Origin of the sequence: Actinomyces sp., from assembly GCF_030530635.1 — a bacterium.
GTDB lineage: Bacteria > Actinomycetota > Actinomycetes > Actinomycetales > Actinomycetaceae > Actinomyces.
In genome coordinates, this window is sequence record NZ_JAUMUL010000041.1 from 1 (window position 1) to 24,682 (window position 24,682).

General features: G+C 68.3%; 21 protein-coding genes, 2 tRNA genes and 1 pseudogene. 7 read left to right on the forward strand and 17 right to left on the reverse strand.

Annotated features, from left to right (window positions below; all coding sequences use genetic code 11):
* The 8 genes from Q4A20_RS09890 to Q4A20_RS09920 form a co-directional block, all read right to left on the reverse strand.
* On the reverse strand, positions 1–1,452 hold a 1,452-nt coding region (locus Q4A20_RS09890), incomplete at its 3' end, for a hypothetical protein (RefSeq protein WP_303122585.1).
* 47 nt (positions 1,453–1,499) lie between these two features.
* Complete coding sequence (locus Q4A20_RS09895) at positions 1,500–2,309, reverse strand: hypothetical protein (RefSeq protein ID WP_303122586.1); 810 nt, start codon at positions 2,307–2,309, stop codon at positions 1,500–1,502.
* A 110-nt stretch (positions 2,310–2,419) separates the two neighbouring features.
* The gene (locus Q4A20_RS09900) at positions 2,420–3,529 is read right to left on the reverse strand and encodes a C40 family peptidase (protein ID WP_303122587.1); all 1,110 of its coding nucleotides are present in this window, start codon (positions 3,527–3,529) and stop codon (positions 2,420–2,422) included.
* 75 nt (positions 3,530–3,604) lie between these two features.
* Positions 3,605–4,477, reverse strand: coding sequence for a hypothetical protein (locus Q4A20_RS09905; RefSeq protein WP_303122588.1), 873 nt, complete (start codon positions 4,475–4,477; stop codon positions 3,605–3,607).
* On the reverse strand, positions 4,474–4,953 hold the full coding sequence (locus Q4A20_RS09910; RefSeq protein WP_303122589.1) for a hypothetical protein: 480 nt from the start codon (positions 4,951–4,953) through the stop codon (positions 4,474–4,476). Before Q4A20_RS09910 ends, Q4A20_RS09905 begins: the two co-directional genes overlap by 4 nt.
* Before the next feature lie 451 nt (positions 4,954–5,404).
* Complete coding sequence (locus Q4A20_RS15115) at positions 5,405–5,881, reverse strand: helix-turn-helix domain-containing protein (protein WP_368502465.1); 477 nt, start codon at positions 5,879–5,881, stop codon at positions 5,405–5,407.
* Positions 5,878–6,165: a hypothetical protein gene (locus tag Q4A20_RS09915; protein ID WP_303122590.1), complete on the reverse strand. Its 288-nt coding sequence runs from the start codon at positions 6,163–6,165 to the stop codon at positions 5,878–5,880. The genes Q4A20_RS15115 and Q4A20_RS09915 overlap by 4 nt, the downstream gene beginning before the upstream one ends.
* 18 nt (positions 6,166–6,183) lie before the next feature.
* Positions 6,184–6,534 carry a helix-turn-helix domain-containing protein gene (locus tag Q4A20_RS09920; RefSeq protein WP_303122591.1) on the reverse strand — a complete coding sequence of 117 codons (351 nt, stop codon included), beginning with the start codon at positions 6,532–6,534 and terminating at the stop codon, positions 6,184–6,186.
* A gap of 67 nt (positions 6,535–6,601) precedes the next feature.
* On the opposite strand from Q4A20_RS09920, the pseudogene Q4A20_RS15120 reads away from it, so the two are divergent.
* Positions 6,602–6,859, forward strand: a pseudogene (locus tag Q4A20_RS15120) (helix-turn-helix domain-containing protein); the annotation flags it as partial.
* Positions 6,860–6,894: 35 nt separating this feature from the next.
* Here the strand turns inward: Q4A20_RS15120 and Q4A20_RS09925 are convergent.
* Positions 6,895–6,971 (reverse strand) — tRNA-Lys (locus Q4A20_RS09925).
* A gap of 296 nt (positions 6,972–7,267) precedes the next feature.
* Between Q4A20_RS09925 and Q4A20_RS09930 the strand changes: the two genes are divergently transcribed.
* From Q4A20_RS09930 to Q4A20_RS09940, 3 genes are all read left to right on the forward strand, one after another.
* Positions 7,268–7,957 carry a hypothetical protein gene (locus Q4A20_RS09930; protein WP_303122592.1) on the forward strand — a complete coding sequence of 230 codons (690 nt, stop codon included), beginning with the start codon at positions 7,268–7,270 and terminating at the stop codon, positions 7,955–7,957.
* Positions 7,958–8,079: 122 nt separating this feature from the next.
* The gene (locus Q4A20_RS09935; RefSeq protein WP_303122593.1) at positions 8,080–10,737 is read left to right on the forward strand and encodes an RNA degradosome polyphosphate kinase; all 2,658 of its coding nucleotides are present in this window, start codon (positions 8,080–8,082) and stop codon (positions 10,735–10,737) included.
* Between the two features lie 19 nt (positions 10,738–10,756).
* Positions 10,757–11,779 carry an NUDIX hydrolase gene (locus tag Q4A20_RS09940; RefSeq protein WP_303122594.1) on the forward strand — a complete coding sequence of 341 codons (1,023 nt, stop codon included), beginning with the start codon at positions 10,757–10,759 and terminating at the stop codon, positions 11,777–11,779.
* A gap of 198 nt (positions 11,780–11,977) precedes the next feature.
* On the opposite strand, the gene Q4A20_RS09945 is transcribed toward Q4A20_RS09940, so the two are convergent.
* From Q4A20_RS09945 to Q4A20_RS09970, 6 genes are all read right to left on the reverse strand, one after another.
* Positions 11,978–15,337, reverse strand: coding sequence for an ATP-binding protein (locus Q4A20_RS09945; protein WP_303122595.1), 3,360 nt, complete (start codon positions 15,335–15,337; stop codon positions 11,978–11,980).
* Positions 15,334–16,182 carry a DUF4194 domain-containing protein gene (locus tag Q4A20_RS09950; protein WP_303122596.1) on the reverse strand — a complete coding sequence of 283 codons (849 nt, stop codon included), beginning with the start codon at positions 16,180–16,182 and terminating at the stop codon, positions 15,334–15,336. Before Q4A20_RS09950 ends, Q4A20_RS09945 begins: the two co-directional genes overlap by 4 nt.
* The gene (locus Q4A20_RS09955; RefSeq protein WP_303122597.1) at positions 16,179–17,663 is read right to left on the reverse strand and encodes a DUF3375 domain-containing protein; all 1,485 of its coding nucleotides are present in this window, start codon (positions 17,661–17,663) and stop codon (positions 16,179–16,181) included. The genes Q4A20_RS09950 and Q4A20_RS09955 overlap by 4 nt, the downstream gene beginning before the upstream one ends.
* A 179-nt stretch (positions 17,664–17,842) precedes the next feature.
* Positions 17,843–17,916: transfer RNA gene (locus tag Q4A20_RS09960), tRNA-Pro, on the reverse strand.
* Positions 17,917–17,997: 81 nt separating this feature from the next.
* Positions 17,998–18,966, reverse strand: a complete 969-nt coding sequence (locus Q4A20_RS09965; RefSeq protein WP_303122598.1) for a metallophosphoesterase — start codon at positions 18,964–18,966, stop codon at positions 17,998–18,000.
* Positions 18,956–21,148 (reverse strand): transglycosylase domain-containing protein, encoded by a 2,193-nt coding sequence (locus Q4A20_RS09970; RefSeq protein WP_303122599.1) that lies wholly within the window; start codon positions 21,146–21,148, stop codon positions 18,956–18,958. Before Q4A20_RS09970 ends, Q4A20_RS09965 begins: the two co-directional genes overlap by 11 nt.
* A gap of 315 nt (positions 21,149–21,463) precedes the next feature.
* On the opposite strand from Q4A20_RS09970, the gene Q4A20_RS09975 reads away from it, so the two are divergent.
* Together Q4A20_RS09975 and Q4A20_RS09980 are read left to right on the forward strand one after the other, a co-directional pair.
* Positions 21,464–21,787 carry a WhiB family transcriptional regulator gene (locus Q4A20_RS09975; RefSeq protein WP_092534064.1) on the forward strand — a complete coding sequence of 108 codons (324 nt, stop codon included), beginning with the start codon at positions 21,464–21,466 and terminating at the stop codon, positions 21,785–21,787.
* 62 nt (positions 21,788–21,849) lie between these two features.
* Positions 21,850–22,047 carry a DUF4177 domain-containing protein gene (locus Q4A20_RS09980; protein ID WP_303122600.1) on the forward strand — a complete coding sequence of 66 codons (198 nt, stop codon included), beginning with the start codon at positions 21,850–21,852 and terminating at the stop codon, positions 22,045–22,047.
* A gap of 115 nt (positions 22,048–22,162) precedes the next feature.
* Here Q4A20_RS09980 and Q4A20_RS09985 read toward each other — a convergent pair whose 3' ends face one another.
* The gene (locus Q4A20_RS09985) at positions 22,163–22,840 is read right to left on the reverse strand and encodes a Crp/Fnr family transcriptional regulator (protein WP_303122601.1); all 678 of its coding nucleotides are present in this window, start codon (positions 22,838–22,840) and stop codon (positions 22,163–22,165) included.
* A gap of 167 nt (positions 22,841–23,007) precedes the next feature.
* Here Q4A20_RS09985 and nth point away from each other — a divergent pair, with 167 nt between their 5' ends.
* Positions 23,008–23,652: an endonuclease III gene (gene nth, locus Q4A20_RS09990; protein WP_303122607.1), complete on the forward strand. Its 645-nt coding sequence runs from the start codon at positions 23,008–23,010 to the stop codon at positions 23,650–23,652.
* Here the strand turns inward: nth and Q4A20_RS09995 are convergent.
* Positions 23,555–24,655 carry an alpha/beta fold hydrolase gene (locus tag Q4A20_RS09995; RefSeq protein ID WP_368502466.1) on the reverse strand — a complete coding sequence of 367 codons (1,101 nt, stop codon included), beginning with the start codon at positions 24,653–24,655 and terminating at the stop codon, positions 23,555–23,557. The two genes, nth and Q4A20_RS09995, sit on opposite strands and share 98 nt — an antisense overlap.
* Positions 24,656–24,682: the final 27 nt, after the last annotated feature.

Sequence of the window (24,682 nt, forward strand, 5' to 3'; positions counted from 1 at the left end):
GCCCGCGCCCGCGCCGGCACCAGCGCCGGCGATGCCGCCGGCCGCCGCAGCGGCCAGGGCGAGCACCGTCTTAGTGGTCTGACCGACCACCTCGCCGCCACGCTCGACGCCGCCCTGCACCGAGCCCTGCATCCAGGCAACGCTCTCCTCGCCGAGGAAGTCGAAGAACTTGAAGCACACCCACGGCGCGAACATCGCCAGCAGCACCATCGCAACACCCACAGCGAGGTCACCCAGCCAGGCGATCATGCCAAGGCCCTCAGCCGTGAAGTCCCCAATGCGGTCCGTCAGGATCGTCAGCCCCAGCCCCAACACGATCAGCACGCCGAGCTTGCAGACGATCAGGGCCAGCAGCCACGAGATCACCTGTCGTGGCCACCGCCGCGACGTGCGCGCCGCCAACCCGCTCATCGCCATCGGCAACACCACCGTGCACGCATACAGGCTCAGCTCACGCAACACCAGCGTGATGATCAACCCGATGCCACCGATAATCACGCAGACCGCGAAAATGATGAAGATCAGCGTCAGAATCACAGACGCGGCGCCCAGGCCCATCGTGGCCGCCACCGCAGCCAGAGTCGCCGGCGACCACAAGTCGGTGATCGCCGCCGCCAGGTCATTGACCTGATCCTTCAGGTTCCCGGCCATCGCCACACATAGGCGGTCAACCGCCGAGCTGATAGCTGCCAGGATCGGGATCGCGACCATTGTGCCCGCCGTCGCCGCCGTCGCACCCACGCCCGCCTGCCGCACCCCCTGCAACGGCCGACCACGCACCGCAGACGACATCAACTGCCAAAACGCCAATAACAACGTAAGCGGTATCGCAATCGCAAATATCTTGCCCGCCCACGTCCACACAAACTCCGCATTCAGATCCGCGCTTGTCAACGCGAAGGCGAACTGTATGAGCGTCGACAACAGCCATGCAGCGGCCGATCCGAGCGTGCCCGCAAGCCAGGCCGCGACCGCGCCCATCACCGCCTCAATCGCCTCCGGGATGGACATGCCAATCAGATCCCCGACCGTCGACACAACATTGCCCACGTCCTTGGCAAGATCCCGCACGGCCTCCACCAGACCCGACGCCTTATCCTCAATCCACCTCCCTACGCCACGCAGGGCATCATCCGGCGAGCGACCACCCGCGTCCTCTCCCGCACTGAGCCTACGAGGCGCGCCAGCGATCCCACCACCGCCATCAGTCCCATCACCCCCCTGCGGGGACTTTTGGGTATAGGTACCGGTGCCCTTATCCTCCACCCAAACCGGTGGCGGGCGCCTATCCTCGCCCCACCTGCCCTCAAGCGGCACCCGGTCACCACCAGTCAGACCCTCATCCTCATCGACCCTGTCGACGACACGACCGAGCTTGCCATCGCCACGCTCCACCTCGTCGGCGTGCGCCGGCGCTGCCAGGCCCACGCCCACGATCAGCACGAGCGGCACCAGCAGAGGCAGCAGCAGCCGCCACCAGCGCTGCGACCGTGAGTTCTTCACGAGTCCTCCCGTGTCTGGCCAACCATGCCGATCAGCGAGCAATAGTCGCCGTCCGGGCAGTGCACCAGGATGTGCGCCCCAGTCGTGACCGTCCGCGTCCAGCCAGCGACGTCATCGACTGCCTGCACCTGGGTCGTCAAATCCGCCCACACGTTGTACTGGTAGATCCCTTTAGACCGATTCTCCACGACCTTCAAATACGCGTTGTCACCAATGTCCGCGTGCAGATCCTCATTCGAGAGGGTCTCCACGCGCGTTATGTCGATCGAGTCGTGCTGCCTGGCATCCACGCGATACGCCAACTCATCCAGATCCACAGACTTGGACACCGCGCCCCGCAGAGCATCGTGCACCTCAGCACCGAGTGGCCCGTCCGTGCCATCCATGCCCGCCAGCATCTCCGTGGTGATCCGGTCCGCCTCAGCCATCAGATCCTCAGGCTGATACTCGCTGTAGTCATACCCCAGAGCTGCACGCACAGACGCCGCAAACACAACCGGATCGTTGGTCCTCGCGTACTGCGACTCGCCCAGGCGGGGCAGGCCGGCCCCATAGTCCACGCCCGTACTGGATCGCACGTCCTGACTGTCCCCCGGAGGCGCCGACGGCAGCCCCGACGGCACACCCAGCGTCGGCTCCACCGCCGCATCAACGGTCGGCTCATCACCGCCGGCCACAGTCCGCTCGGCCGCCGACCGCTGCCCAATCACCACCCCCACCGCAAGCACCAACACCACCGCAAGCAGTCCCATCACCGCCTTACCGCGCCACGTGAACCCGTCGAAGAACCTCGTGATCACACCCATCTTGTGGTGCCTCCCTCCAAATCGCTGATCGCTGCTCCGGCCTCACCCCCTATATGCGACAGCCCCCCGCACACACGCAGGGACGCCCAGCCAGGGAGCCCGGCCGGTCACTATTCGATCACACGGATATAGCGCGGCGCGCCATAAACCGGTATACGCACCACCCCCTGAGCCGGCGTCTGAGCGCCCACCAACTCACCATCGCCCAAATAGATCCCAACATGTCCGGGCCACCACATGATGTCCCCCGGCAGCGCCTCAGACGCCGACACCTCACGCCCGGCCGACCGCTGCGCCTCAGACCAATGCTCCAGCTCCACACCGATCTGCCGATACGCGCCCTGCACCAGCCCCGAGCAATCCCAGCTGTCCGGCCCCTCCGCACCCCACACATAGGCATCCCCGAGCTGCTGCAAAGCGAAGGTGACTACCTTGTTGCGCTTCTCATCCAGGCCCGTCGGCACCCCACCCACAGACGCCGAGCCGCTACTGCTGCAGGTCACCGTCGACAACGCCGACAACAGCGACCTCGCCACCGGCTCCCACCGCGCATAAGCCGACGGGAACGCCGACACCTGCACCGCCTGAGCCGCCGCCGCAACACTCATCGACTCCCACCCAGACACGCCCGCCAGCCGCTCATAGAAGGTCGACGAGCTGGTGGCCGGGTCCATGATCTCCTCCACCGTCCCCCAACCAGCAGACGGCCGCTGCTGAAACAGGCCGATGCTGTCCCAGTCCGATCCCACACCATCGTGAGGCAGATCCATCGACCCAACCACTACCGACCGGGCCGACTCCCAGGCAGACATCGACATCACCCCACCCGAGTAGGAGTAGCTGCCGTCGTTGGCTAAATTGCGCAGCCCCGACTCCGTCAACGCGGTCGCCAGCGCGATCACCTGTGCCTGCTGCCCCATGCTCTGACCCGCCTGCATCACCACCGCGGCATTACGCACCTGGGTGGCGTCCAGGGTCACCTCGGTGCCTGACGCATCCCTCGCGGTCACCGACGCCCCGCCGGTGTCACAAACGATCGATGAGCCGCCCGCGGCCGCCGACTGCTGCTGATCACCCAGCAGCGCCAGGCCGAAGAATCCTGCGATCGGAACCAATGGTGCCCCCAGCACTAGACCGAGCACGAGCACGCCCACCAGCACTCGCCGCCCAGGGGACGATGACGAGGCCGAGGATGACGCTGAGGACGCGGGAGTACTCACACCCCCTTTATGTGACCGCAGCCCGCACACGCGCAGCTCTCCCGGCACAGCAGGCCGCCGGGCGCTGCACCGACGCTATGCGGCAGCCACGTCCGCGCCGGCGATCGTCGGTGCTCCGAGCAGCACCTCAACCAGCCACGCCTCTTGCGCCGCCAACAGCTCCGCGCCGTCCCGCAGTGCCAGTGTCACCGCCGACGCCGCGCCCAGGCGCCGCGAGCCCGTCACAATGCTCATCCACGCCCCCGCCGCAGCCGGCGAGATCCCGAGCTCTCGCAGCCAGCCGCCCTCGGCGTCCGTCCGCGCCCGCGTATGCCGCCGATCTCGCTCGCCATCCACGGCCAGTTCCAGGATGCGGCACGTGCCCAGCCACGCCGGCTCAGGCCGCACCCCAAGCGCAATCAGCAGAGCCACCACCGACTCCAAGGCCGGCCCGAGATCCCACGGGTGCACCTCACCAGGCCACTCCCGATCCGCCAGCGCCCACGGCAGCTCCGCCTCCGCAAGCGCCGACGACTGGTCCAACCCCGGGTACGCCAAATCCTCCCAACCCACAACCGGCCGCAGACCAACATGCTCCACCAGCCGCCGCAGATTTGAGTCCCCAGTCAGACCGCCCAGCCGATCCAGCAGCCACTCTCGCTGCAACACGCCCAGAGCGTGCCTCAGGACCCAGCCCCACACATCCGCCCCCGAATGCGCGCCAGCCCAATCGACCAGGTCCTCCGACCGCGTCAGCACCACCAGCCGCACCGCATCAGTCATCTCCTCCAAGCCCCACCGCGGAGAGTGCCAGCGCTGGGCGGTCGCCTCACACAAGCCACAGGCCACACGCCACCCAAGGACCGACTCCCAGCCCGCCGGCGCATCCAGGACAGCCGATACGGCAGCCACCAGCCCCTCCGAGGTCTCAAGCCCACCAACAGCGCCAAGCTCGTCGACGTCGATCATTGCGGCCTCCTGCTCCGTGACCGCTTCGCGGCCCTAGCTACACGCTTTTGTGCCCTGGCGTGCACCCTATCGCGCAGCACCGACACGTCAACACCCGTCTCAAGCAGCTCCCGAGTCGCCTGCGCCTGATCCAGCCGCGACGCATCCGGCAGCTCGGCCACCACCTGCGCCCAAGCCTCCGCCCACCGCGGATCACGCACCCGCCGGTCAGCGTCGGGCTCGGCGATCGCCTCCGACCGCCGCCGCGTCTCCTCCTGACGCTCCACCTCCGACCGCTGGCCCGCGCCATCAGCCCGCGGCGCAAGCGCCGGATCAACGTTGCCCCTCAGCCGATAAGCCACCAATGCGCTCATCCGGCGAACCGGCTCCGACGGCGGCGGAGCATCCATCACCCCACGGATCGCGGCCGGCGTCCAACCAGCCCGCAGACGCTCCACCAGCAGCCCCGCCACCAGCGCGGCACCATCCGCATCCATCGCCCTCATCCACCCCGGCAGACACGACGCCAACAACCGACCCACATCCGCCCGAGCGACATCATCCGACCGTGCGGCAACAGGTGCCGCACCGGCAGGCTCGGACATGGGACCATCGTCCCGCTCTTTGACCGCTGGCGGCGACGACGTGCCGACAGGCACAACCCCGGCCAACTCCCGGGAATCCGCCGAAAACGCCTCAGGCGGCACCGTTGACCCGCCGTCGGCCGACCGTGCGGCACCTGTTGCCGCACGGTGCCCAGCACCAGCCGGCGAACCCACCGACGGAGCCGCCGACGTCGCCGGGGACGACGCCGACCGGGCCGAGGGCGCAGCCCCGGCCCACCCGTCATCGCCCGCTCGCTCGAGCCGACCAGACCCGACCCGCACCAGCTCCGAGCCGATCGCCGCTGGTGACGTCACCTCATCGGTTAGGTCAGGTCTGGTGGTTCTAATGACGGTTCCTATATGCAACCGGCCAGCACTGGCCGGTTGCGAGCGGCCGATCTGGCCTCTTGCGCAACCGGCCAGATTGGCCTGTTGCCGGAATCGCAGGCGAAACCGACTGCCCCGCATCCGGGCCTGTGGAAAACCCCTCTGGCTCATCTCCGCAACCGGCCAGATTGGCCTGTTGCCGAGATTCCAACGAATTCTCCAACCCGACACCAATATGCAGCCGGTAACCATTCGACCTCCGGCCATGCGTCGACGAACGACGAACAACCGTCAACAACCCGAGCTCCTGAAGCGTCCGAACATGCCGACGCACCGTCCGCTCACCCATCTCGCAACGCTCAGCAATCACGCTCTGAGACGGCCAGCAGTAACCACTGTCATCAGCCTGATCAGCCAACGCAGCCAACACTAGCTTCGGGTAAGGACCAATACCCCTCACCAACCACGCCCACGTCGACGCCAGATGACTCACGACGGATCAACTCCGTCCACGTCCAACGCAAGCGACACCTCAGTGCCCGGGCGCGGGGCGTCAGGACCCGCCAGCCTAGCCGACAGCAAACCCGACTCCGACAACCGAGCAAAGCACTTCGCCAGCGTGTCACTCGACACCTCAACCTGCTCAGCCAGGCCTTCCAGGTCGACGATCGCGACGCCGTCAGGCTGGGCGTTATCCGCCACAGACACCAGCACCAACCGATCCAGGGGCTTCACGCCGCGAACGTTCATAGCCCACGTCAAAGCCTTGAAACTCATCAAAAACACCCCCTTCCATCAACTCGCACTCACCACGGTAGCCGGAGACGCCGGCGACGGCCACGACAACACCGGCTGCCCCGGCAACACCCCATCAGGCGACGGCGGCGGCGACGCCGAGGGCGCAGACTGTTCCGCGTTGGTTGATCGGTGGCGTTTCAGCTCCTCTATGGCTGAGCGAGGGAAGAGTCGCCTTCCACGCTTCACATACTGCACCGAGGTGACGTGTCCTTGGCGTGCCCAACGCATAAGCGTCTGGTATGTGACGCCCGGCAGAAGCTTCACGGCATCGTCACCAGTGAGCAGATCGTCGTCGTCGACGTTGACCGTCTGGTCGTCAACAGATCGTTCATCCATGACGTTGATCATGTCCACGAGATTGATCTTTGTCAACCAATCGTTTGACGGCGCGTCGTTCGTTTGGTACTTTTAGTTCATGACGCGCACACGGAAGCGGAGGGCCTACAGCGGACCCGGGCTGTCGTTCGACGCCGCCTTAGGTGTTTCTCTCAACCAGTACCTACTGGTCCACGGAATCACGCGTGCCAAGCTCGGGGACATCCTGGGTGTCGCTGGCTCGAATGTCAGCCAACGAATCCGTGGGCAGGTGACGTGGCCCGTTGAAGATGTCTTTACTGTTGCTCAGGTCTTCGGAGTGACAGTTGACGAGCTGATGCCGCACCGGACTGATGAGGGCTGGGTGCCGGCTCCGTATGTGCCGGCCCATGTTGGTGCCCCCCGTGGGGCTCGAACCCACGACCTTCGGATTAAAAGTCCGCAGCTCTGACCAACTGAGCTAGAGGGGCGCGCCCTCGGCCGGGACAGAGCCCAGGCGCCGACGGCGTCGCCAAGCATAGCGGATTCCATCGGCTCACCAGCAGCCGATGCCATTGCAGTCCCAGCGGCGCCGGCATGCCCCGCGCGGCCGCACCTCGAACATGCCCACGCCCGGTCCGGCGCCCATTCGGCCCGCTAACGTTTCTTCCGCCCATGCGGGACAATGGACTTGGACAAGATGTAGGCAACGCGAGCCGGACGGCCCACCACCGTGTCGGTCGGCGTCGGCACACAACCGGGAAACACGAGGACACGAGGAGTTCCTATGGCCCGTCAATTCCACCGTCCCGCACGCCTCGATCCCGAGGCGGCCGAGAACATCGAGGGCGGCGTCGATACCGCCGTCGCCTCCGAACTTGCCCACCGGGCGGCACAGGCACTGGTCGGCGGCTTCCCGGAGGACGACCTCGAAGCTGATGCCTCCGTGGAGCGAATCACTCGCGACGGCGTAGCCGGAGCCGTCGCCGGTCACGGCGTCGACGCCGTCGCCGAGCTGTGGGCCGATTCTCCGGCCACGACGCTGCCGGGCGCACTTTGGCGGCTGTTCCTCGTGCGCGAGTGGATCCGTCGCGATCCGGATCTGGTCGAGCGGCGCTACGCCACCGTCGTCGACCTGAGCACGATTGCGAGCGAGCCCGAGGCGGCCGCCGCCCGGGTCCGGCTCGACGCCGCCCTGGTAGACGCCCGGCGCGTACCGGCGCCGCAGGAGCTGCGCGCCGCCCTGGACGGCGTCCTGGGCGGCCAAGTCGACGGCTCCGTGCCGGCCCTGGTGCCGGTCCTGACGACCACGGCCGGCTTCCTGCGGGCGCTGGCAGCCGGCAGCAGCGCCGCCTGGATCGACGACGACGCCGACGAGCTAGCCCACCGGGTCACCCGCCGCGACTCCGCGCTCCTGACGACGGCGGATGAGCTCGCCGAGGCGGCCCGGCGTGCCGGCGCCGGACTGTTGGACTGACTCCGCCCGCACCCGCCCGGCGCAACCGCCACCGACCGCTCTGGCCGCGGGCGCCCGTTCGCACAGGGTTCACCGGTGCCGTTCACTGCCCAATACCGGCTCAGACGTGGGACGATTCCCCCATGACGACGCCCGACCAAGCAGCCACCCCCTCCACGACCTCGGCGCCACTGGCCTCCTTCCTGGGCGGCTGGGCCCGTGCCCAGGCCCGGCACGCGGCCGACCCGGGTTCCTCGCCGGTGAGTGCGGAGGAGGCGGGCGCGCGCATCGGGGCGTCGGCACTGGCGGCGGATGGGGAGGACGCCGTGGCATTGACCAAGGAGGATTTAGAGATCATCGAGGATCATGTCATCGAGGCCGCCGATCCCCGTGATTTCGTGGACGATGACGCCGGTCCCCAGTATGAGGACGAGGACTTCGATGAGCATGCTCCCGCCTCGGGGACCGATGGGGGCGATGGTGCGGCCCCGGTACCGCCTCCCGCCGTCAAGGGCGCAACCCGTCTTCCGGACTCCCCGGACCTCAATGCGGCCGATTCCGAATCCGGTTCGGCGACGGCAGTGGCCGCCCCGCCCATGCGCTCGCGTACCGCGGCCGGAACCCCGGAGCCCGACCTTGCTGCCCGGAGCGGTGCCGATGCCGCCGACGTGCCCCGGCCGGAGGAAGAACTGCCGCCGCTGGAGTCCTTCACGGAGCGTTTCACGGACCGGGAGTTGACCTGGCTGGATTTCAACGAGCGTGTACTGGAGCAGGCCGAGGACCAGAACCTGGAGCTGCTGGAGCGCGCCTGGTTCGCAGCGATCTTCTCCTCCAACCTGGACGAGTTCTACATGGTGCGAGTGGCCGGGCTCATGCGCCGCATCAAGGCCGGCATCACGCCGGTACGGGCCTCGGGTCTGGACGCCTATCAGGTGGTCGCCGCCATCACTGAACGAGCCAAGGAACTCACCGCCCGGCAGGCGGCGCTGTTCCAGGAGGACATACGGCCCAAGCTGGCCGAGCACAACATTGAGATCCTCACCTGGGACGAGCTCGACCCCGAACAGACCGAGAAGATCACCCGCTACTTCCGCCACCAGATCTTCCCGGTGCTCACGCCGCTGGCGGTCGACCCCTCCCACCCCTTCCCCTACATCTCCGGCCTTTCGTTGAACCTCGCGGTGCTGCTGCGCAACCCCAGGTCTGGAAAGGAGCACTTCGCCCGGGTGAAGGTGCCGCCGTCGCTGCCGCGCCTGATCACCGTGCCCGGGCGCGAACTCGATCCGAAGAACAAACGCGCCGGCACCGCCTTCATCCCCATTGAGATCGTCATCGCCCAGCACCTGGACCACCTGTTCCCGGGAATGGACATCCTCGAGCACCACCTGTTCCGCGTCACCCGCAATGAGAACCTCGAGGTGGAGGAGGATGATGCCGAGAACCTCCTGACGGCCATGGAGAAGGAACTGGAGCGCCGTCGTTTCGGTGCGAGTGTGCGCCTGGAGGTTGAGGACACCATCAGCCCCTTCGTGCGCCGCTATCTGGTGCGCGCCCTGGGCCTGCGTGACGACGACGTGTTCGAACTGCCGCCGCCGTTGGACCTGACCAGCCTCAACCAGCTCCACGACATGGACATCCCGGATCTGAAGTATCCGCGCTTCGTGCCGGTGACCGCCGCCGGGCTGGCGCCGGAGGAGTCCAGTTCCGCTGGTGACGTTTTCGCCGCCATGCGCGAACGCGACGTGCTCCTGCACCACCCGTATGACTCCTTCTCCACCTCCGTGCAGGAGTTCATCTCCCAGGCGGCCGCCGACCCCAAAGTCCTGGCCATAAAGCAGACCCTGTACCGCACCAGCGGCGACTCGCCGATCGTGGACGCCCTGATTGAGGCCGCCGAGGCCGGCAAGCAGGTGGTGGCGATCGTGGAGATCAAGGCCCGCTTCGATGAGGAGAACAACATCACCTGGGCGCGTAAGCTCGAACGCGCCGGCGTGCACGTCGTCTACGGCATGGTCGGGCTCAAGACCCACTGCAAGCTGCTGCTGGTGGTCCGGCAGGAGTCGGACGGGCTGCGCCGCTACTGCCACGTCGGCACCGGCAACTACCATCCCAAGACCGCCCGTGGCTATGAGGACCTGGGTCTGCTTACGACGGACCGCGATGTCGCTCAGGACCTGACCACCCTGTTCAACCAGCTGTCGGGATACGCGCCGCGCGCCCGCTTCCGTCGCCTGCTCGTGGCTCCGCGTACCGTGCGTGACGGCCTCATCGAGCGCATAGACCGGGAGATCGCCAACAAGCGCGCCGGCAAGCCCGCCTGGATCCGCATCAAGGTCAACTCGATCATCGATGAGGCCTGCATCGACGCCCTCTACCGGGCCGGCCGGGCCGGGGTCGACGTCGACATCGTGGTGCGGGGCATCTGCGGCCTGCGCGCCGGAGTACCGGGTCTGAGCGAGAACATCCGGGTACGCTCGATCCTGGGGCGCTATCTGGAGCACTCCCGCATCTTCGCCTTCTGCAACGACGGTGACACCGACCTGTTCATCGGGTCTGCCGACCTGATGCACCGCAACCTGGACCGTCGGGTGGAGGCGCTCGTGCGCATCACCGACCCGGTGATGATCGGGCAGCTGGAGTGGCTCGTCACTCATGCCGCCAGCGACGCCGTCTCCTCCTGGTGGCTCAACCCCGATGGCACCTGGACCCGTCACACCCACGACGCCGACGGCAATCGGCTCGAGGACATCCAGACCACCTTGATGACCTGGGCGCGTTCACGCCTGCGGGCCGGGCACTGATAAGCGGGAACCACCACATATGGCAGGTAAGTCCGTAACGAAGAGACGCATAGTCAGAGCCGCGGGCGCCCTCGTGTGGCGCGAGTCGAAGGGGCACTTGGAGGTGCTGCTCGTCCACCGGCCCGGCTACAACGATTGGTCCTTCCCCAAGGGAAAAGTCGAGCCCAGGGAGTCGGTGCGCACCTGCGCGGTGCGGGAGGTCGCCGAGGAGACCGGTGTCCAGGTCGCGCTCGGGCAGCCACTGGACACCATCCGCTACAAGCTCTCCGACGGATGCCGCAAGGAGGTGCACTACTGGGTCGCCCGTGAACTGGCGGAGGACAGTCCGGCCTTGCTCGCCCGCAGCCCGATCAAGCCGGCCCCACGATCCGAAATAGACGGTGTGGAGTGGGTGCGCGTGAAGAAGGCCCGAAACCTGCTTACCCACTCCCTGGACCGCGACCTGCTGGGTTCCCTGGTGGACCTGTGGGAGGACGGCAAACTCGACACCTGGACCTTCGTCCTCGTGCGCCACGCCCGCGCCGTCAAGCGTTCAGTGTGGAACCGCCCCCACCAGCGCGACGCCGAAACGGATGAGGCCACCCGCCCCCTGACCCAGGACCAGGGGGAGGTGCGGGCCCGGGCGCTGGTGCCGGTGCTGGCCGCATACGGGGTCGCCCAGGTGATCACCAGTCCGTGGCGGCGCTGCCATGACACGGTCGCCCCCTACACGCGAGCGGCCGGGATCGAACTGGTCACCGAGTCGGCGCTGACGGAGGCCGCACATGCGGCCAAGCCGAAGGCCGCGCGCAAGGTCGTGTCCAAGGTGCTGCGGAGCCGTGACGCGCCGGTCGCCGTGTGCACCCACCGGCCGGTGCTGCCCACCGTCATGGAGGCCATCTCCGAGTACGCTCCCGGCAAGCTGCTGCGTTCGGTCCCGGATCAGGACCCGTGGTTGAAGACCGGGGAGATCATGGTGGTGCATATGGCGCGGCGCCCGCGCGGCAAGATCCGTGCCGTGGCCATTGAGAAGCAGCGTCCGGTGCTTTCTGAGGGCCGCTGACGGGGTCCCACCCGCGATCGCCGCCTCTTGAAGCACCCGAACGGCGTCGATGGCCCGATCCACCCGGGCGTGAAAGAGCCTGGAGGTGACGTCGGGCCGGAGAGCGCCAGTCGGCGCGATGGCCGCTCGTGGCGGCTTATGTTGGAGCCCGGGGCCCGTCGCGGCCCGACGCCGCAACCAGGTTAATACAACTGGGGCTCAGGCGACGACCTCGTCCAGGCCGATTTTAAGCTTCTCCCAGGAGCGCCCCTTGGTGTCCTTGAGGATGTCGTACTCGACGTCGACATGCGGCTCGATGGCGCTGTACTTGTCGTTGGGAGCGCCGATCACGAGTTGGAAGCCCAGGCCTCGCCAGGCGCCGATGGCCCGCTTGGTGAAGTGGGCGTCCGCCTTGATCAGGGCCTCGTCGAGGAAGACGACGGCGTACCGCGGCCGCTCGGCGGCGGCGTCGCCCAGCTGGTAGCGCAGGGCCGCCCCCACGATGAAGGCGATCAGCTCCTGCGACTCCCCGCCGGACTTCTCCCCGATGTGGTCGTACAGGGCAGCATGCGCACCGGTGGCCGCGTGGACCTTCTCGGCGCTGATGCGTACATGGTTGCGCACATCCACGAGCGTGCTGAAGTCGGGGGCGGACCGCCGGATGCGGTCGATCAGCCGTGACATGCGCACATACGCCTGCGCCCGCCGGGCCTCGGTGTCGGCCGCCTCGATTAGGGCGCGCACCTCGCGCAGGTCCCTGCGGAAACGTGACCGCACCCGCGACTGGTTCTCCCGCAGGTTGATCTGCAGTCGGTGGGCGTCGTCGTAGAACGGCAGATCGGCCATGATCCGGTTGACCGGCTCGATGCGCTCACGCACCTCCCGCAGCGCCCGCGCGAGTGCGGAGTCCAGGTTGGCCAAGTCATTGCCGGACAGCCGCAGCAGGCTGTTGCGCCACTGCTCCTCAAGTTCATGCAGGCCGGAGGTCTCCAGGTCGGTGAGTATCCGTTCGAAGTCCCGGTAGGAGGTCTCCGGGTCGGCCCGCAGGCCCGGGTTGGGCCAGGCATCCAGGAAGGACTCCAGGGCGTGGCGCAGTGCGGCACGCTGCTCGTCCAGGGTGGTGCGGGCGTTGGCCCGGTCTTCCTTCAGTAGACGCGCCCCGGCGGCCAGTGCCGTGTCGAAGTGCTCCAGGCGCCGGAGCGGGTCCAGTTCCGCGGCGGCGGGTGTCGGCGCGAAACGCCCGGACAGGTACTCGCGCTCATCGTCGGTTAAGACCTCCCCGTTCTCTTGCGCCTCGTCCAGCAGGCCCTGGGCCTCGTCGACGGCGTCGGAGGTCACCGCCCAGCGCTCCGCCAGCGCCTCCTGATCCGCCCGGGCCCGGCCGACCTGTTGCTGGAACTCCTGCACCTTCCGGCCCAGTTCGTCCACCTTGCGGCGCAGAGAGGTCACCTCCGGATTGTCGGTGGACGCCTCGGCGACGACGCCGCCCCAGCGCGCCTGCTCCTGCTCCAGTGCCCGGACGTCGATCTGCTCCCAGCCGGTGTCCAGTACACGCCGGTAGGCGGCGCGATGCGCCTCGACGTCGTCGAGAGCCCGTTCGGCCCGCTCGCGGGCGGCCTCGGCCCGCGTCAGGTCCGCGGCCAGGCGCTCCTCCTCCTGTGCGAGTTCGGCCAGGCGCCGCCGACTGGAGAATCCCAGTACGTTGGACCGGCCGTGACCGCCGTGCGCGCCCCGGTTGCCCTGCGACATCTGCCCGGTGATGGTCAGCGCGCGGGCGTGGGAGGCGAGTTGGTCCGGGGAGTCCACACAGACGAAGGCGAAGCGCTGCTCCAGGCGCTCCTTGAGCCAACCGGTGAACTCCGTATCCCGGTACTCCAACCTGCCCGGGAGACTGTCCGGGTCCAACCGGCCCCGGTGCTGCACCCCGGTGCGCACACCCTCGTAGCGCAGTCGGGTGGACAGGCGCAACTCGTTGATCGCCCCGCGGAGGCGTCCCAGTTGGGTGGCGTCGATCAGCAGGGTCGTCGCGAAGCCGCCCAGCGCCAGGTTGAAGGCCTCTCGCCACGGCTCGTACTCGGCGCGCACCTCCACCAGCTCCCCGACGAAGGGCAGCTGCTGGATGTGCAGCCCCGCCGCCCGGGCGAGTTGCTCGCGTGCGGTGTGAAGCCCGGCCGGGATGGAGTCCTGGCGGCTGCGGGCCTGATCCTGCTCGGTACGCAGCCCTTCCAGCCGTCGGCGCAGCGCCTGAGCCTCGGCGTAGGCGCGACCGTGGTCGGTACGCGCCGAGCGTCTGGTGTCGGAGTCCGCCAGGGCGGCCTGGGCGCGTTCGCGCAGGTCCTCGAAGTCTTTCCGCCCGGTGATCTGGGTCCCCAGACAGGCGGTGGCCTCCGCAAAGGCCCGGTGTGCTGCCCGCACCTCCTCCAGTCTGCGCTCGGTCTGCCGCAGTTCCCGCTCGGCGGTCTCCAGCCGGGCGCCACCGGAGCTGCGCAGCACCTCCCGGGCGGCCTCATACTCCGCCTCGGCCGCGGAGGCGGTGGCGGCCGAGGCGGCGACCTGCGCGTCCGCGGTGCTCTTGCGGCGGCGCAGCTCCTCCTCAGCCGCGCGCAGCAGGCTCAACCGGTACTCGGCGCGCCACCTGCCGGCGCGTGAATCTGGTTGGGAGAAGTCACCGACCGCGTCAAGCAGCTCCAGGCGTCGGGCGGCGGCGTCGATGCGGGCGCGCATGGTGCGGATGGGGCTGAGGGCGTGCACCTGCTTCTGTGCGGTGATCATGCGGTCGCGGGTCGCCTGGAGCTCGTCGAAGTGAGAGACGACGGCGTCGGCGGTGGCGAGCGTAGCCGGCTCCTCCAGCACCATGCGCTTGTAGAGCTCGTCCACGGTGGTGATCTGCTGGCCGGCCTGAATCCGGGCCAGCAGACTCATGGCCTTGGTGCCGGAGCCGGCGGCCCCGATTCCCAACACCGAGTAGATGCGGGCGAGAAACTCGCGGTCGGTGGGCTGGGTCTCCACCCCGGCCTCCCTGATCGCCGCCGCGCCCAGCCGGTGGGCGGCCGCCTCCTCCAGGCGGGTCAGCTCGAAGGGGCCGTCGACGGTTCCGCGTATCTTGACTGTGTCATCCACGCCCCTGGCGGAGGCCGGGATGTACCAGGCCCGCAGGGCGGTGAAGCGGGAGCCGTCGTGGTCCAGCCAGGTCATGGCCACGGCCGTCCAGGTGTCCTCGCCGTCGCCACGCAGCACCCGCATCCGGGTGCCGTCCTCGGTGCGCGACTCATCGAGCTTGCCGCGGCCGTAGGACAGGATGTTGCGCTGTTCTCCGCTGCGCGCCCGCCCGGTGACTCCAGCGTTGGAGGCGCCGTTGAAGGGCGTGGTGTGCGGCATCATCAGTGCGATATAGGCATCCATGAGGGTGGACTTGCCGGAGCCGGAGCCGCCGCACAGGAGTGTTGCGGTGGGGGAGAACCGCACCCGGTGGTAGCCGTCGTAACCTCCCCAGTTAATCAGTTGCAGCTCCTGGGCGAGCCACTGCTGCCCGCGGGAGGCGGCGGGAATCAGGCCGAACAGGGTGTCGATCATCGTCATGGGCGGGCTCCCGCGGAATCGGGCGCGGCTGTGCGCATGGTATCGGCGGCCGTGAACAGGGGGTCGGGCTCCGGCTGCTGCGGTGTGGTGGGCGACTCGGCGGCCTCACTTGGTTCAGTGGGGGCGGCTTCGGGCGGCTCGGGGGCCTCGGCATCCAAGTCCTCCAGCGACTCCAGCCCCGCCTGTGTCCGCAGCCAGGTATCGAGCTGCTTGAGTCGCTCGGCACTCAGGATGATCTCAATGACCGGGGTGATGCGGAAGCGGCCGGCCGACTCCTCCTCGATCAATCCGTCAGTCGCGAGCCGGTCCAGAGCATTGCGGATGGTCCGCTGGCGCCGGGCGGTCTCCCGGTCGGCATGGGTGAAATAGCTCAGGGCCGTCTGCTCGACGTCCTCGGCGTCCACCAGCACCGCGCCCTCACCCGCCGTCGACTCACGCTGATACACGGCACGCAGGTAGATCAACACCAGGGTTTCGGCGCGCGTGTAAGGCTTGTCGCGCAGCAGGACCGGAGCCTCGATCCCCTCGGTGCGCACCTGCTGCTTGTAGGCCACGCCCCGGTCGGGGTCGACCACCAGACGGATGAACAGGTCGTGGAGCCGGGATTCGATGACCTGCTGGTTGTCCAACAGGATGCGCCAGTCCTCCCGGTTGCGCTCAGCGTGAAGGAAGCGGTCGCGCAGGAGCCGCACCAGTACACGCCGCACGGGCGCCTCCAGGGTGCCGCGGTCGCCGGGATAGTACTCCGCGGGGTCATCCTCCATGGCAACCGGATCGATGAAGGCATCGGTTTGGGGCGCCTCGACCCGGGCGATCGCCTCGGCGGCGGGAGTGTGCTCGTTCAATCGGTGTCCTCGGTGGTCGGGGTCGGGCAGGCCTGGGCGGTGACGGAGCCGAAGGCGAATCGCCTTGAGGTTCCGTCGGGGCGCCGCGCCTGGACGACGGAGACTGTATCGCCCTCGACCATGCCATTGCGGTGGGCGATCTCCAGCAGGCCCAGCAGGTCGACGGGACGCCGGGTGCGTTCGGCCATGCCCTCGAAGGCTGCGGCCAGGTCGAAATGATCGGTGCCGATGGTGCCCACGTACTCTTCAATCTCCCCGTAATGCGGTCCGCCCCACTCGCGCGTGTCGGCGTCGAGGAACTCGACGTCGTCCTCCTGGCTGTGCAGGGGCTCGGGTTTGCGGGGCGGGTGCAGATCGCTCAGGGACTGGCGCAGGTGGCCCAGAGCGGGGGTCGGCAGGGAGCGTATCGGTTCGACGGCGTCGACGGTGGAGGATGCGTGCATCCAGTTCTGCATGGCGGCCATTACCGAGCGCAGCAGATCATCCAGCTCCCGGTCGCGGACCGGATCGTGGGTTCGCACCTGGGCGGTGATTACGTGCGAGGCGCGCCGCTGGGCGGTGAGCACCTCGTCGACTCCCTGTTCGATGCGCTTGGCGACGGCGCGCAACTCCTCGCGCTGGTCGGCGGCCAGGAGGGCGGTGAATGGCAGGTCGAGTACCGAGGCGAGTTGCTCGTTGATCCGGTCGATCTGCTCCGGGGTGCCGATCAGCCGCAGGGCACCGGCGAAGGCCCGTCCCTCGGAAGTCGACTCCATCACATGTTGCCCGCGCTCCAGGTACTCGCGCAGCACCTCCCCGGTGGGGCGCACATCGCGGCGCAGTTCGGTGACCACATCGCGTTGCATGGCCTTGATGGACTCCGCCACGCGGGCGAAGTCGGCCGGCAGTTCCTGCGACAGGTGGAGTACGTTCTCCGCCTCCTCCAACAACTGGTCGTCGTCGGCCGGCTTCACCTTTCCGGCGCGGATCTGCGCGATCGCAGCATCTAGTTCGGCGCGCTCGGCCAGTAGCCGGGCCAGGCGTCGCTCGGGGTCGGTCTCGGCGCTGGCGACCAGCTGGTCCACAGCCTCCAGGAGGGTGCGTACGCGGGAGCGTGATACCCGGGAGCGGCCTGCGCCCGAACGACCGACGAGTTCCAGCGCCCCCACGGCCTGGGCGGAGAGCCGGTAGACCTCCACGCCGTCATGCATCTGGGGGATCAGCCAACCCACGCGCACCCAGTAGCGGCAGATGTCCCGGCCGGAGCCGGTGGGCAGTCCGCGTTCGTCCTCGTCGTAGCCACAGGCACGCAACTGCTCGACGGCCTCGGTGACCTCGGCGTGGGCGTCGGCGACCGCGACCAGCGGCCGGTCCGGAGTGAAAACGAGGGAGAGGGCGGCGACGACGAAGGGCGCGTAGCGGCCGTGCAGCAGGTCTAGTGTGGGACTTCTGAAGGCCGCCAGCGCGCGTCTGTAAGCGGCATCTGCTCGAGGTTCAGACATCGGGTCCAGGTTAGCGATTCGTCGGGGTATTCGGCCTGGCGGCCTTGTTACCCCTTCCTCCTCGGACGCCTCACGAGCAAGCTCGCGGGCGTCCTCGTCGTCGGGGTATTCGGCCTGGCGGCCTTGTTACCCCTTCCTCCTCGGACGCCTCACGAGCAAGCTCGCGGGCGTCCTCGTCGTCGGGGTGGCGGGATTTGAACCCACGACCTCTTCGTCCCGAACGAAGCGCGCTACCAAACTGCGCCACACCCCGTGTGCGGGAAGACTATATCCGGCCGTCCGGCGGTGGGGGAAATCGTGTCCCTGAGGATTAGGTCACCCACGGGCGGAGAGGTCACCGCACTGGTAACAGCGTCAGGAGTGTCGCCTCCGGACGGCAGGCCATGCGCACCGGCGTGTACGGGCTCGTACCCAGGCCGGCTGACACGTGCAGAAACATCTGCGTCTTCGGTTCGCCTCCGGGCTCGACGTCGGGCCAGCGGGACAGGCCCGACACCCGATGACGGTCCAGGTCGCAGTTGGTCACCAGGGCCCCGTATCCGGGAAGGCACAGCTGGCCTCCGTGCGTGTGCCCCGCGAAGGCGAGTCCGGCGCCGTCGTCGGCCATGGCGTCCAGTACCCGCCGGTAGGGGGCGTGCATTAGTCCCAGCCGCAGCGGCCGGCCCGTGAAGTCCCGCACCACAGCCGCGTCGTCGGCCGGCGGAGCGGGGGATGGAAACGCATCCCGGTCGACGTGCGGATCGTCCACGCCGACCAGGTCGATGCGCCGGCCAGAGACGGTCAGGCGGCCGCGCGCATTGGTCAGGTCCACCCAGCCGGCGGCGGTCTGTAGGTCGCGGACCTCCCGCCAGGGGAGCGGCTCAATGGCGGCCTCCCGCTCGGGGTCGTCGCCGGAGCGCGGATCCCGCCGCAGATAACGGGTGGGTAGCTTGAACACGGTGGTGCGGTAGTCGTGGTCACCCATCACGAAGGCGCCTGGCAGGTGCGCGAAGGGCGCGAGTGCCCGGCCCAGCGGCTCCAGGCCGTTGGCGAAGGACAGATTGTCACCGGTGTTGATGACGGCGTCGGGACGGGTGCCCGCGAGGGAACGCACCCAGGCCACGCGCGCCTCGGTCCGGTCGGTCAGGTGCAGGTCCGACAAGTGCAGGATCGTCAGCGGCTGCTCGTCGGCCGCCAGCACGGGCACGTCCACGTGGCGCAGTATCGGCGAGCGCGCCTCGAGCAGGGCGTAGCCGAGCAGACCGGCGCCTACGGCCAGGCCGCCGAGCAGGGCGGCGCGGTACGGATGCGGGTCAGTTACCATCGTCGCTATTGCTGTTCCGTGTTCCCTGGGAGTTCTGGGAGCCCTGAGAGCTGCCCCCGGTGCTGCTGCCGGACGAGGGCGCACTGGCGCTCAGACTCACCTGGTTGAAGCCCTCTACGGGCTGATCGGCCAGGGCGGCGTCCATATAGGTCTTGAACAGGGGCGCGGGCAGGTCGGCGCCGTACATGGTGGCGTAGTAACGTCCGCCGATGTACTGCTGGTTCATCGCGTAGTAGCCGTCGGAGTGGCCGGCCCAGATCGCAGTGGCCAGCTGCGGGGTGTAACCGACGAACCAGGCGTTGTCCATCTCGTCAGTAGTTCCCGTCTTGCCGGCCGACGGGCGGCCGTCCAGGGCGGCGGTTTTGCCGGTGCCCTTGCTGCCCATCACCGACTGCAACGTGATCGTCACCTGGTCCGCCGCGTTGGCATTCATGACCTGCTTGCAGTTCGCCGAGGGGGTGCTCATCTCCTGGCCGTCCGCGTCGGTGATCGAGTCGATGACGATGGGGGAGCAGTACACGCCGTGGGCGGCGAAGGTCGCGTAGGCGTTGGCCATGGCCACCGGGGTGGTCTCGGTGCCGCCGAGCACCACCGAGGGATACGGGTCCACCGGTTCTCCGGTGGCCTTGGTGACGCCCATGTCAGCGGCCAGCCTGGTCACGGCGCACACGTCCATCTGTACCAGCATCTCCGCGTAACCGACGTTGATGGACAACGCGGTGTTATCCACCACCGAATGGCGGCCGTTCTCACCCGGGTTGGCGTTGTTCGGCGCCCAGGGCTCGGGATACGCATCGGGGTCGCAGGAGATGGTCCACTCGTAGGAGCCGAAGGTGCGCGGAGTGGTATTGGTGACCGCGTAGCCGGAGCGTCCCTCCTGGTACCACTGGGCCAGGGCGAAGGTCTTGAAGGCCGATCCGGGCTGGAAGCCGTTGGCCGCCATCCCGCCGTGCAGGTAGTCCGCCGAGTAGGAGATCTGGGTGGCCGTGGGGTCGGCACCGGTGGCATCTCCGTAGTTGGTGTTCTGAGACATCGCCAGGATTCGTCCGGTACCCGGCTCAACCGACACCAGCGCCGCCTTCACGTTCGAGGGGTCGCCGGTGGGCACGTACTCCTGCACCGCGGCGTCGGCGGCGGCCTGCTTGCCCTTGTCCAGCGTGGTGGTGATCTCCAGCCCACCGCGCAGCAGCAACTGGCGGCGTTCGGCCTGGGTGGAGCCGAAGATGTCGGAATTCTCAATCTCGCCGACCACATACTCGCAGAAGTAGGCGGCCGAGCCGGCTGCCCCACAGCCGCCTACGGAATCGGTTACGCGCAGGAGGTCCGCGATCTGGGTGTTCTTACCGGCCTCGTACTCCTCGGCGGTTATGAACTCCTCCTCGTACATCTTCTGCAGCACCCAGTCCATCCGCTGCTTCGCGCTTTCGGGGTATTGGACGGGGTCATACGCGCCGGGGGCGTTGGTCAGGCCCGCCAGCAACGCGGCCTCGGGTATGGACAACTCCTTGGACGAGTGCGAGAAGTAGTGCTGCGCGGAGGCCTCAACCCCGTACGTCGAAGGGCCGAAGGAGGCGATGTTGAGGTATCCCTCCAGGATCTGCTGCTTGGAGTACTTCTGCTCCAGGGTGAGTGCGTACTTGATCTCCCGGAGCTTGCGGGCCACTGTCGGCGCTTTGGCGGCGGCGACGGCGGCGTCGTCGTCCTTCTGCAGGCCGGCCTCGATCAGGATGTTGCGGACGTACTGCTGCGTGAGGGTCGAGGCCCCCTGGGTGCCGCCGCTGGCGTTGGATACGACGGCCCGGACAATGCCCGCGGGGTCTACGCCCTTGTGCTGGTAGAAGCGCTGGTCCTCTACGGCGACGATGGCGTTGAGCATGTTGGGGGAGATGTCGCCCAGGGAGACGACGATGCGGTTCTGTGCGTAGAACTGGGCGATCTGCGAGCCGTCGGAGGCCTTGATCACCGAGACCTGGCTGGGCTCGAGGACATTGAAGTCGTCGGGGAGTTCGTCGAAGAGCTTGGCGGAGGCGCTGGTGATCGCGGAGGCTACGCCGACGGCGGGCATGGCGAAGCCCGCGGCCAGCACCCCGCCCGCGCTCGACAGAAGCAGGAACACCAGCAGCATCGCCACGACCTGGGCAGGGGATGACAAGGACCTGCCACGGGAGGAAGACTTCGACATGGAGCCCACACTACGGGGAAATGGGCCGTTTGTGCACCGGGAAACGGTGGGCTGCGGCTGAGAAGCGCCTCAAAGACGCCGGCGAGCGCTTGGGCGCGAGCAGGGTCCGCCCCCGAGGCGTGTACGGGTTCTGCCGCGGCGAGAGCCCGGATTGCCAACGGGATCGTGGAGGCTCAGGCGGTGAAATCCAGATACGCGGAGGTGGTTGCGGGCGGGATGCGGGTGACCGATTTGGCAAATGACCATCGGTTGGCATACCGTCTACGTGTGATCCGGCCGACATTGTAGTCGACCGTCGCGCTAGGGGAGTGAGAAATGACGAGCGATCAGACCTGGGCGGCGCGCGCGGCCTGTGCAAGCGTGCCGCCTGACCGGCTCTTCGGTAAAGGGGCCGAGCAGCGTGACGCCCGTTCCCTGTGCTTCACCTGCCCGGTGCGCATGGAGTGCCTGGCCGAGGCGCTGGACTCCGAACTGAGCTTCGGCGTGTGGGGAGGCCTGACCGAGCGTGAGCGCCGTGCGCTGCTGCGACGCTTCCCAGAGGTGACTGATTGGAGCGAGTGGCTGCGTCGCGAGGACGATGAGCTGGTGGCGGAGATCCACGCTCGCCGCGCCCCCCGCATCCTCGCCAGGGTGCGGTGACTTTGCCGCCAAAGCCGTCGCATGGCTTCCAAGACGTGGGAGTGCGCCCATAGGCTCGGGGCATGACCGACACGACCAGTAACGCTCCCGGCTCCAACAACGCGACCAGGTGGGAGTATGCGACCATCCCCCTGCTGATCCACGCCACCAAACAGATACTCGACCAGTGGGGCGCCGACGGTTGGGAGCTGGTACAGGTGGTCCCCGGCCCGTCCGGCTCGGAGAATCTGGTCGCCTACCTTAAGCGGCCGCTGGCCTGAGGAGCCTGCGTCCGGCCTCGCCGCGGGCCGGACGGTGCAGAACGTCGATACCGGCACGTCATTAGTGCCGGTTTCGACGTTCTGCCTGTGCCGGTCTCGCACGGATGCGAGGCCGTCAGCGGGCGCGGCGGCGCAGTCGATCGACGTCGAGCAGCGTGACGGCGCGGCCCTCCAGGCGGATCCAGCCGCGGGAGACGAACTCGGCCAGCGACTTGTTGACCGTCTCGCGCGAGGCTCCGACCAACTGGGCCAGTTCCTCCTGGGTGAGGTCGTGGGGGACGTGCACGCCGTCCTCGGTGGATGAGCCGAAGCGGTCTGCGAGGTCCAGCAGCGCCTTGGCGACCCGCCCGGGCACGTCGGAGAAGACCAGATCGGCCAGGGCGGTGTTGGTGCGGCGCAGGCGCTGCGCCAGGGCGCGCAGCATGTCCTTGGCGAGGGTGGGGTGCGTCTCGATGAAGTTCATGAGCTGGGTGTGCTCGAGGGCCAGTAGGTCGGTGGGTGCGACCGCGGTGGCCGTGGTGGAGCGCGGACCCGGATCGAAGAGCGTCAGCTCACCGACAACCTCGCCGGGGCCGAGCACGGCCAGCAGGTTCTCGCGGCCGTCGGCCGAGGCGTGGCCCAGCTTGATCTTGCCGGAGAGCAGGATGTAGAGGCGGTCGCCCGGGTCGCCCTCGTTGAAGAGGATCTCGCCGCGGCGCAGGGTGGTCTGCGTCATCATGTTGCGCAGCTCCTCACGCTCCTCCGAAGTCATCCCCTCGAAGAGCGGGATTCTGGAGATGATGCTGTCTTCCACGAAGGTCCTCCTGTGGTGTCGTCTGGCGGGCCCGGGAAAGCACGGGGCCTCTTGTGTCATATCCTAGCCACGGCTTGTGATCTGTGGCACGCGGACGTGCATTGTAGTCTCACTGTGTGCCACGTCAAACTCTTCACTCGCCCGGGACGCCCGATGCCGAGTCCGATTTGCGGCCCTTGGCGGACGTGCAGCGGGCCGCCGCCGTCGATGACGTCCTCGCCCGCCTGTATCCGGAGGCCGATTGCACCCTGGATCATGACAGTCCCTTCCAATTGCTGGTGGCAACCGTTCTGTCGGCTCAGACGACCGACGCCCGTGTCAACACCGTCACCCCGGACCTGTTCGCGCGCTACCCCGATGCCGCTGCCCTGGCGGGCGCGGATCGCAGTGATCTGGAGGCCCGGCTGCGTCCCCTGGGCATGCACCGCACCCGGGCGCAACGCCTGATCGCACTGGGCGCCGAGCTCGCGGCCGAGCACGGCGGTGCGGTTCCCGCCCACCGAGATGCCCTGGTGGCTTTGCCCGGAGTGGGGAGGAAGACCGCCAATGTGGTGCTGGGCAACGCCTTCGGCGAGCCCGCGATCACAGTCGACACCCATGTGGGCCGGCTGTCGCGCCGCCTGGGCTGGACGACGGCGCACGATCCGCTCGCCGTCGAACGTGATCTTGCCGGCCTGTGGGAGCGGACGCGGTGGACCGATGGCTGTCACCGGCTCATCGAGCACGGGCGGAGGGTGTGCCGTGCCCGTGGCCCCCGCTGCGGGGAGTGCGCCTTGAACGCCGCCGGGCTGTGCCCGCGGGTCGGCGTATGAATGAGGTCCGCCACGGCCTGCGGGCGGCCTGCCGCGGCCGCTCCGAGGACGACGCCGAGGTCTTGAGCGCCGCCTGCTGGGCGGGTGCCGCCACCTCGGTCAGGAAGGGCAGTAGCGCGTCCACGAGCTTGTCGGGCGCCTCCTCCTGCGGGAAGTGCCCGACGTCGCGAATCGTCACCTGCTGCAGGACACCGGCCACGTGGTGGGTGTCGCGCGCGTGCGCCCGGGCGGGCTGAACCGGATCGAACTCACCTTGAACGGACAGCACCGGCACCGTCGTCGGCGGATAGAGAGCCTGCGCCTCGGCGCGCGTGAGGGTGGTCCGGCGCGTGCTCTCCAAGGCCGAGTGGGCGGCGCCCGGACGCGCCAACAGCGCGGCGTAGTACTCGGCTCCCTCGCTTACCAGCGGGCGCGTACCCGGGGCCGCCCAGGAGCGCAGCAGACGCTCGACTCCCGCTGTCGTCCGCAGGCTCCGCTCGGGCAGGAGGGGGACGTTGAAGAACAGGTGCTGCGCCTTCGAACCCATGACGGTGCGCATGGGCAGGGAGCGCACCGCCAGCGGATGCGGCGCCCCGATGGGCACCAGCCCCACCGTCAGCTCGGGCTCCAGGCCGGCCAGTGTCCAGCCGACCTGCCCGCCCAGACCCGCCCCGACGACGATCGCACGATCATGTCCCAGCGCCCGCACCACGGCGGCGACATCACGTGCCAGAGTGACCAGGTCATAGCCCGACGGCGGCCGATCGGAGCCGCCGAAGCCACGCAGGTCAAGGGCGGCCACGCGGCGGCCGGCATCCGCCAGGGCCGGAATCACATGCCGCCAGGTCCACCAGCACTCCGGAAAGCCGTGCAGCAGGAGGATCAGGGGGTTATGCGGTCCCGCAGCGGCTCCCGAGGCGTCGATCGGCGCCTCGGGACCTGCCAGTACCACATGGAAGCGGGTACCGCCGGCGGTGATGTGGCGATGGGCCCAGGGCCCGGGACGAGTCACGGTGGCGCGCACAGTGGCAGCCTACTGGCAATGCGGCGG

What these genes read in the sequence shown, in the direction of transcription:
- Q4A20_RS09895 (WP_303122586.1), bottom strand. Translation starts at nt 2,309, where the DNA reads ATGGGTGTGATCACGAGGTTCTTCGACGGGTTCACGTGGCGCGGTAAG.
- Q4A20_RS09905 (WP_303122588.1), bottom strand. Translation starts at nt 4,477, where the DNA reads ATGATCGACGTCGACGAGCTTGGCGCTGTTGGTGGGCTTGAGACCTCG.
- Q4A20_RS09910 (WP_303122589.1), bottom strand. Translation starts at nt 4,953, where the DNA reads ATGGATGCGGATGGTGCCGCGCTGGTGGCGGGGCTGCTGGTGGAGCGT.
- Q4A20_RS09915 (WP_303122590.1), bottom strand. Translation starts at nt 6,165, where the DNA reads ATGAGTTTCAAGGCTTTGACGTGGGCTATGAACGTTCGCGGCGTGAAG.
- Q4A20_RS09920 (WP_303122591.1), bottom strand. Translation starts at nt 6,534, where the DNA reads ATGATCAACGTCATGGATGAACGATCTGTTGACGACCAGACGGTCAAC.
- Q4A20_RS09930 (WP_303122592.1), top strand. Translation starts at nt 7,268, where the DNA reads ATGGCCCGTCAATTCCACCGTCCCGCACGCCTCGATCCCGAGGCGGCC.
- Q4A20_RS09935 (WP_303122593.1), top strand. Translation starts at nt 8,080, where the DNA reads ATGACGACGCCCGACCAAGCAGCCACCCCCTCCACGACCTCGGCGCCA.
- Q4A20_RS09940 (WP_303122594.1), top strand. Translation starts at nt 10,757, where the DNA reads ATGGCAGGTAAGTCCGTAACGAAGAGACGCATAGTCAGAGCCGCGGGC.
- Q4A20_RS09945 (WP_303122595.1), bottom strand. Translation starts at nt 15,337, where the DNA reads ATGACGATGATCGACACCCTGTTCGGCCTGATTCCCGCCGCCTCCCGC.
- Q4A20_RS09955 (WP_303122597.1), bottom strand. Translation starts at nt 17,663, where the DNA reads ATGTCTGAACCTCGAGCAGATGCCGCTTACAGACGCGCGCTGGCGGCC.
- Q4A20_RS09965 (WP_303122598.1), bottom strand. Translation starts at nt 18,966, where the DNA reads ATGGTAACTGACCCGCATCCGTACCGCGCCGCCCTGCTCGGCGGCCTG.
- Q4A20_RS09970 (WP_303122599.1), bottom strand. Translation starts at nt 21,148, where the DNA reads ATGTCGAAGTCTTCCTCCCGTGGCAGGTCCTTGTCATCCCCTGCCCAG.
- Q4A20_RS09975 (WP_092534064.1), top strand. Translation starts at nt 21,464, where the DNA reads ATGACGAGCGATCAGACCTGGGCGGCGCGCGCGGCCTGTGCAAGCGTG.
- Q4A20_RS09980 (WP_303122600.1), top strand. Translation starts at nt 21,850, where the DNA reads ATGACCGACACGACCAGTAACGCTCCCGGCTCCAACAACGCGACCAGG.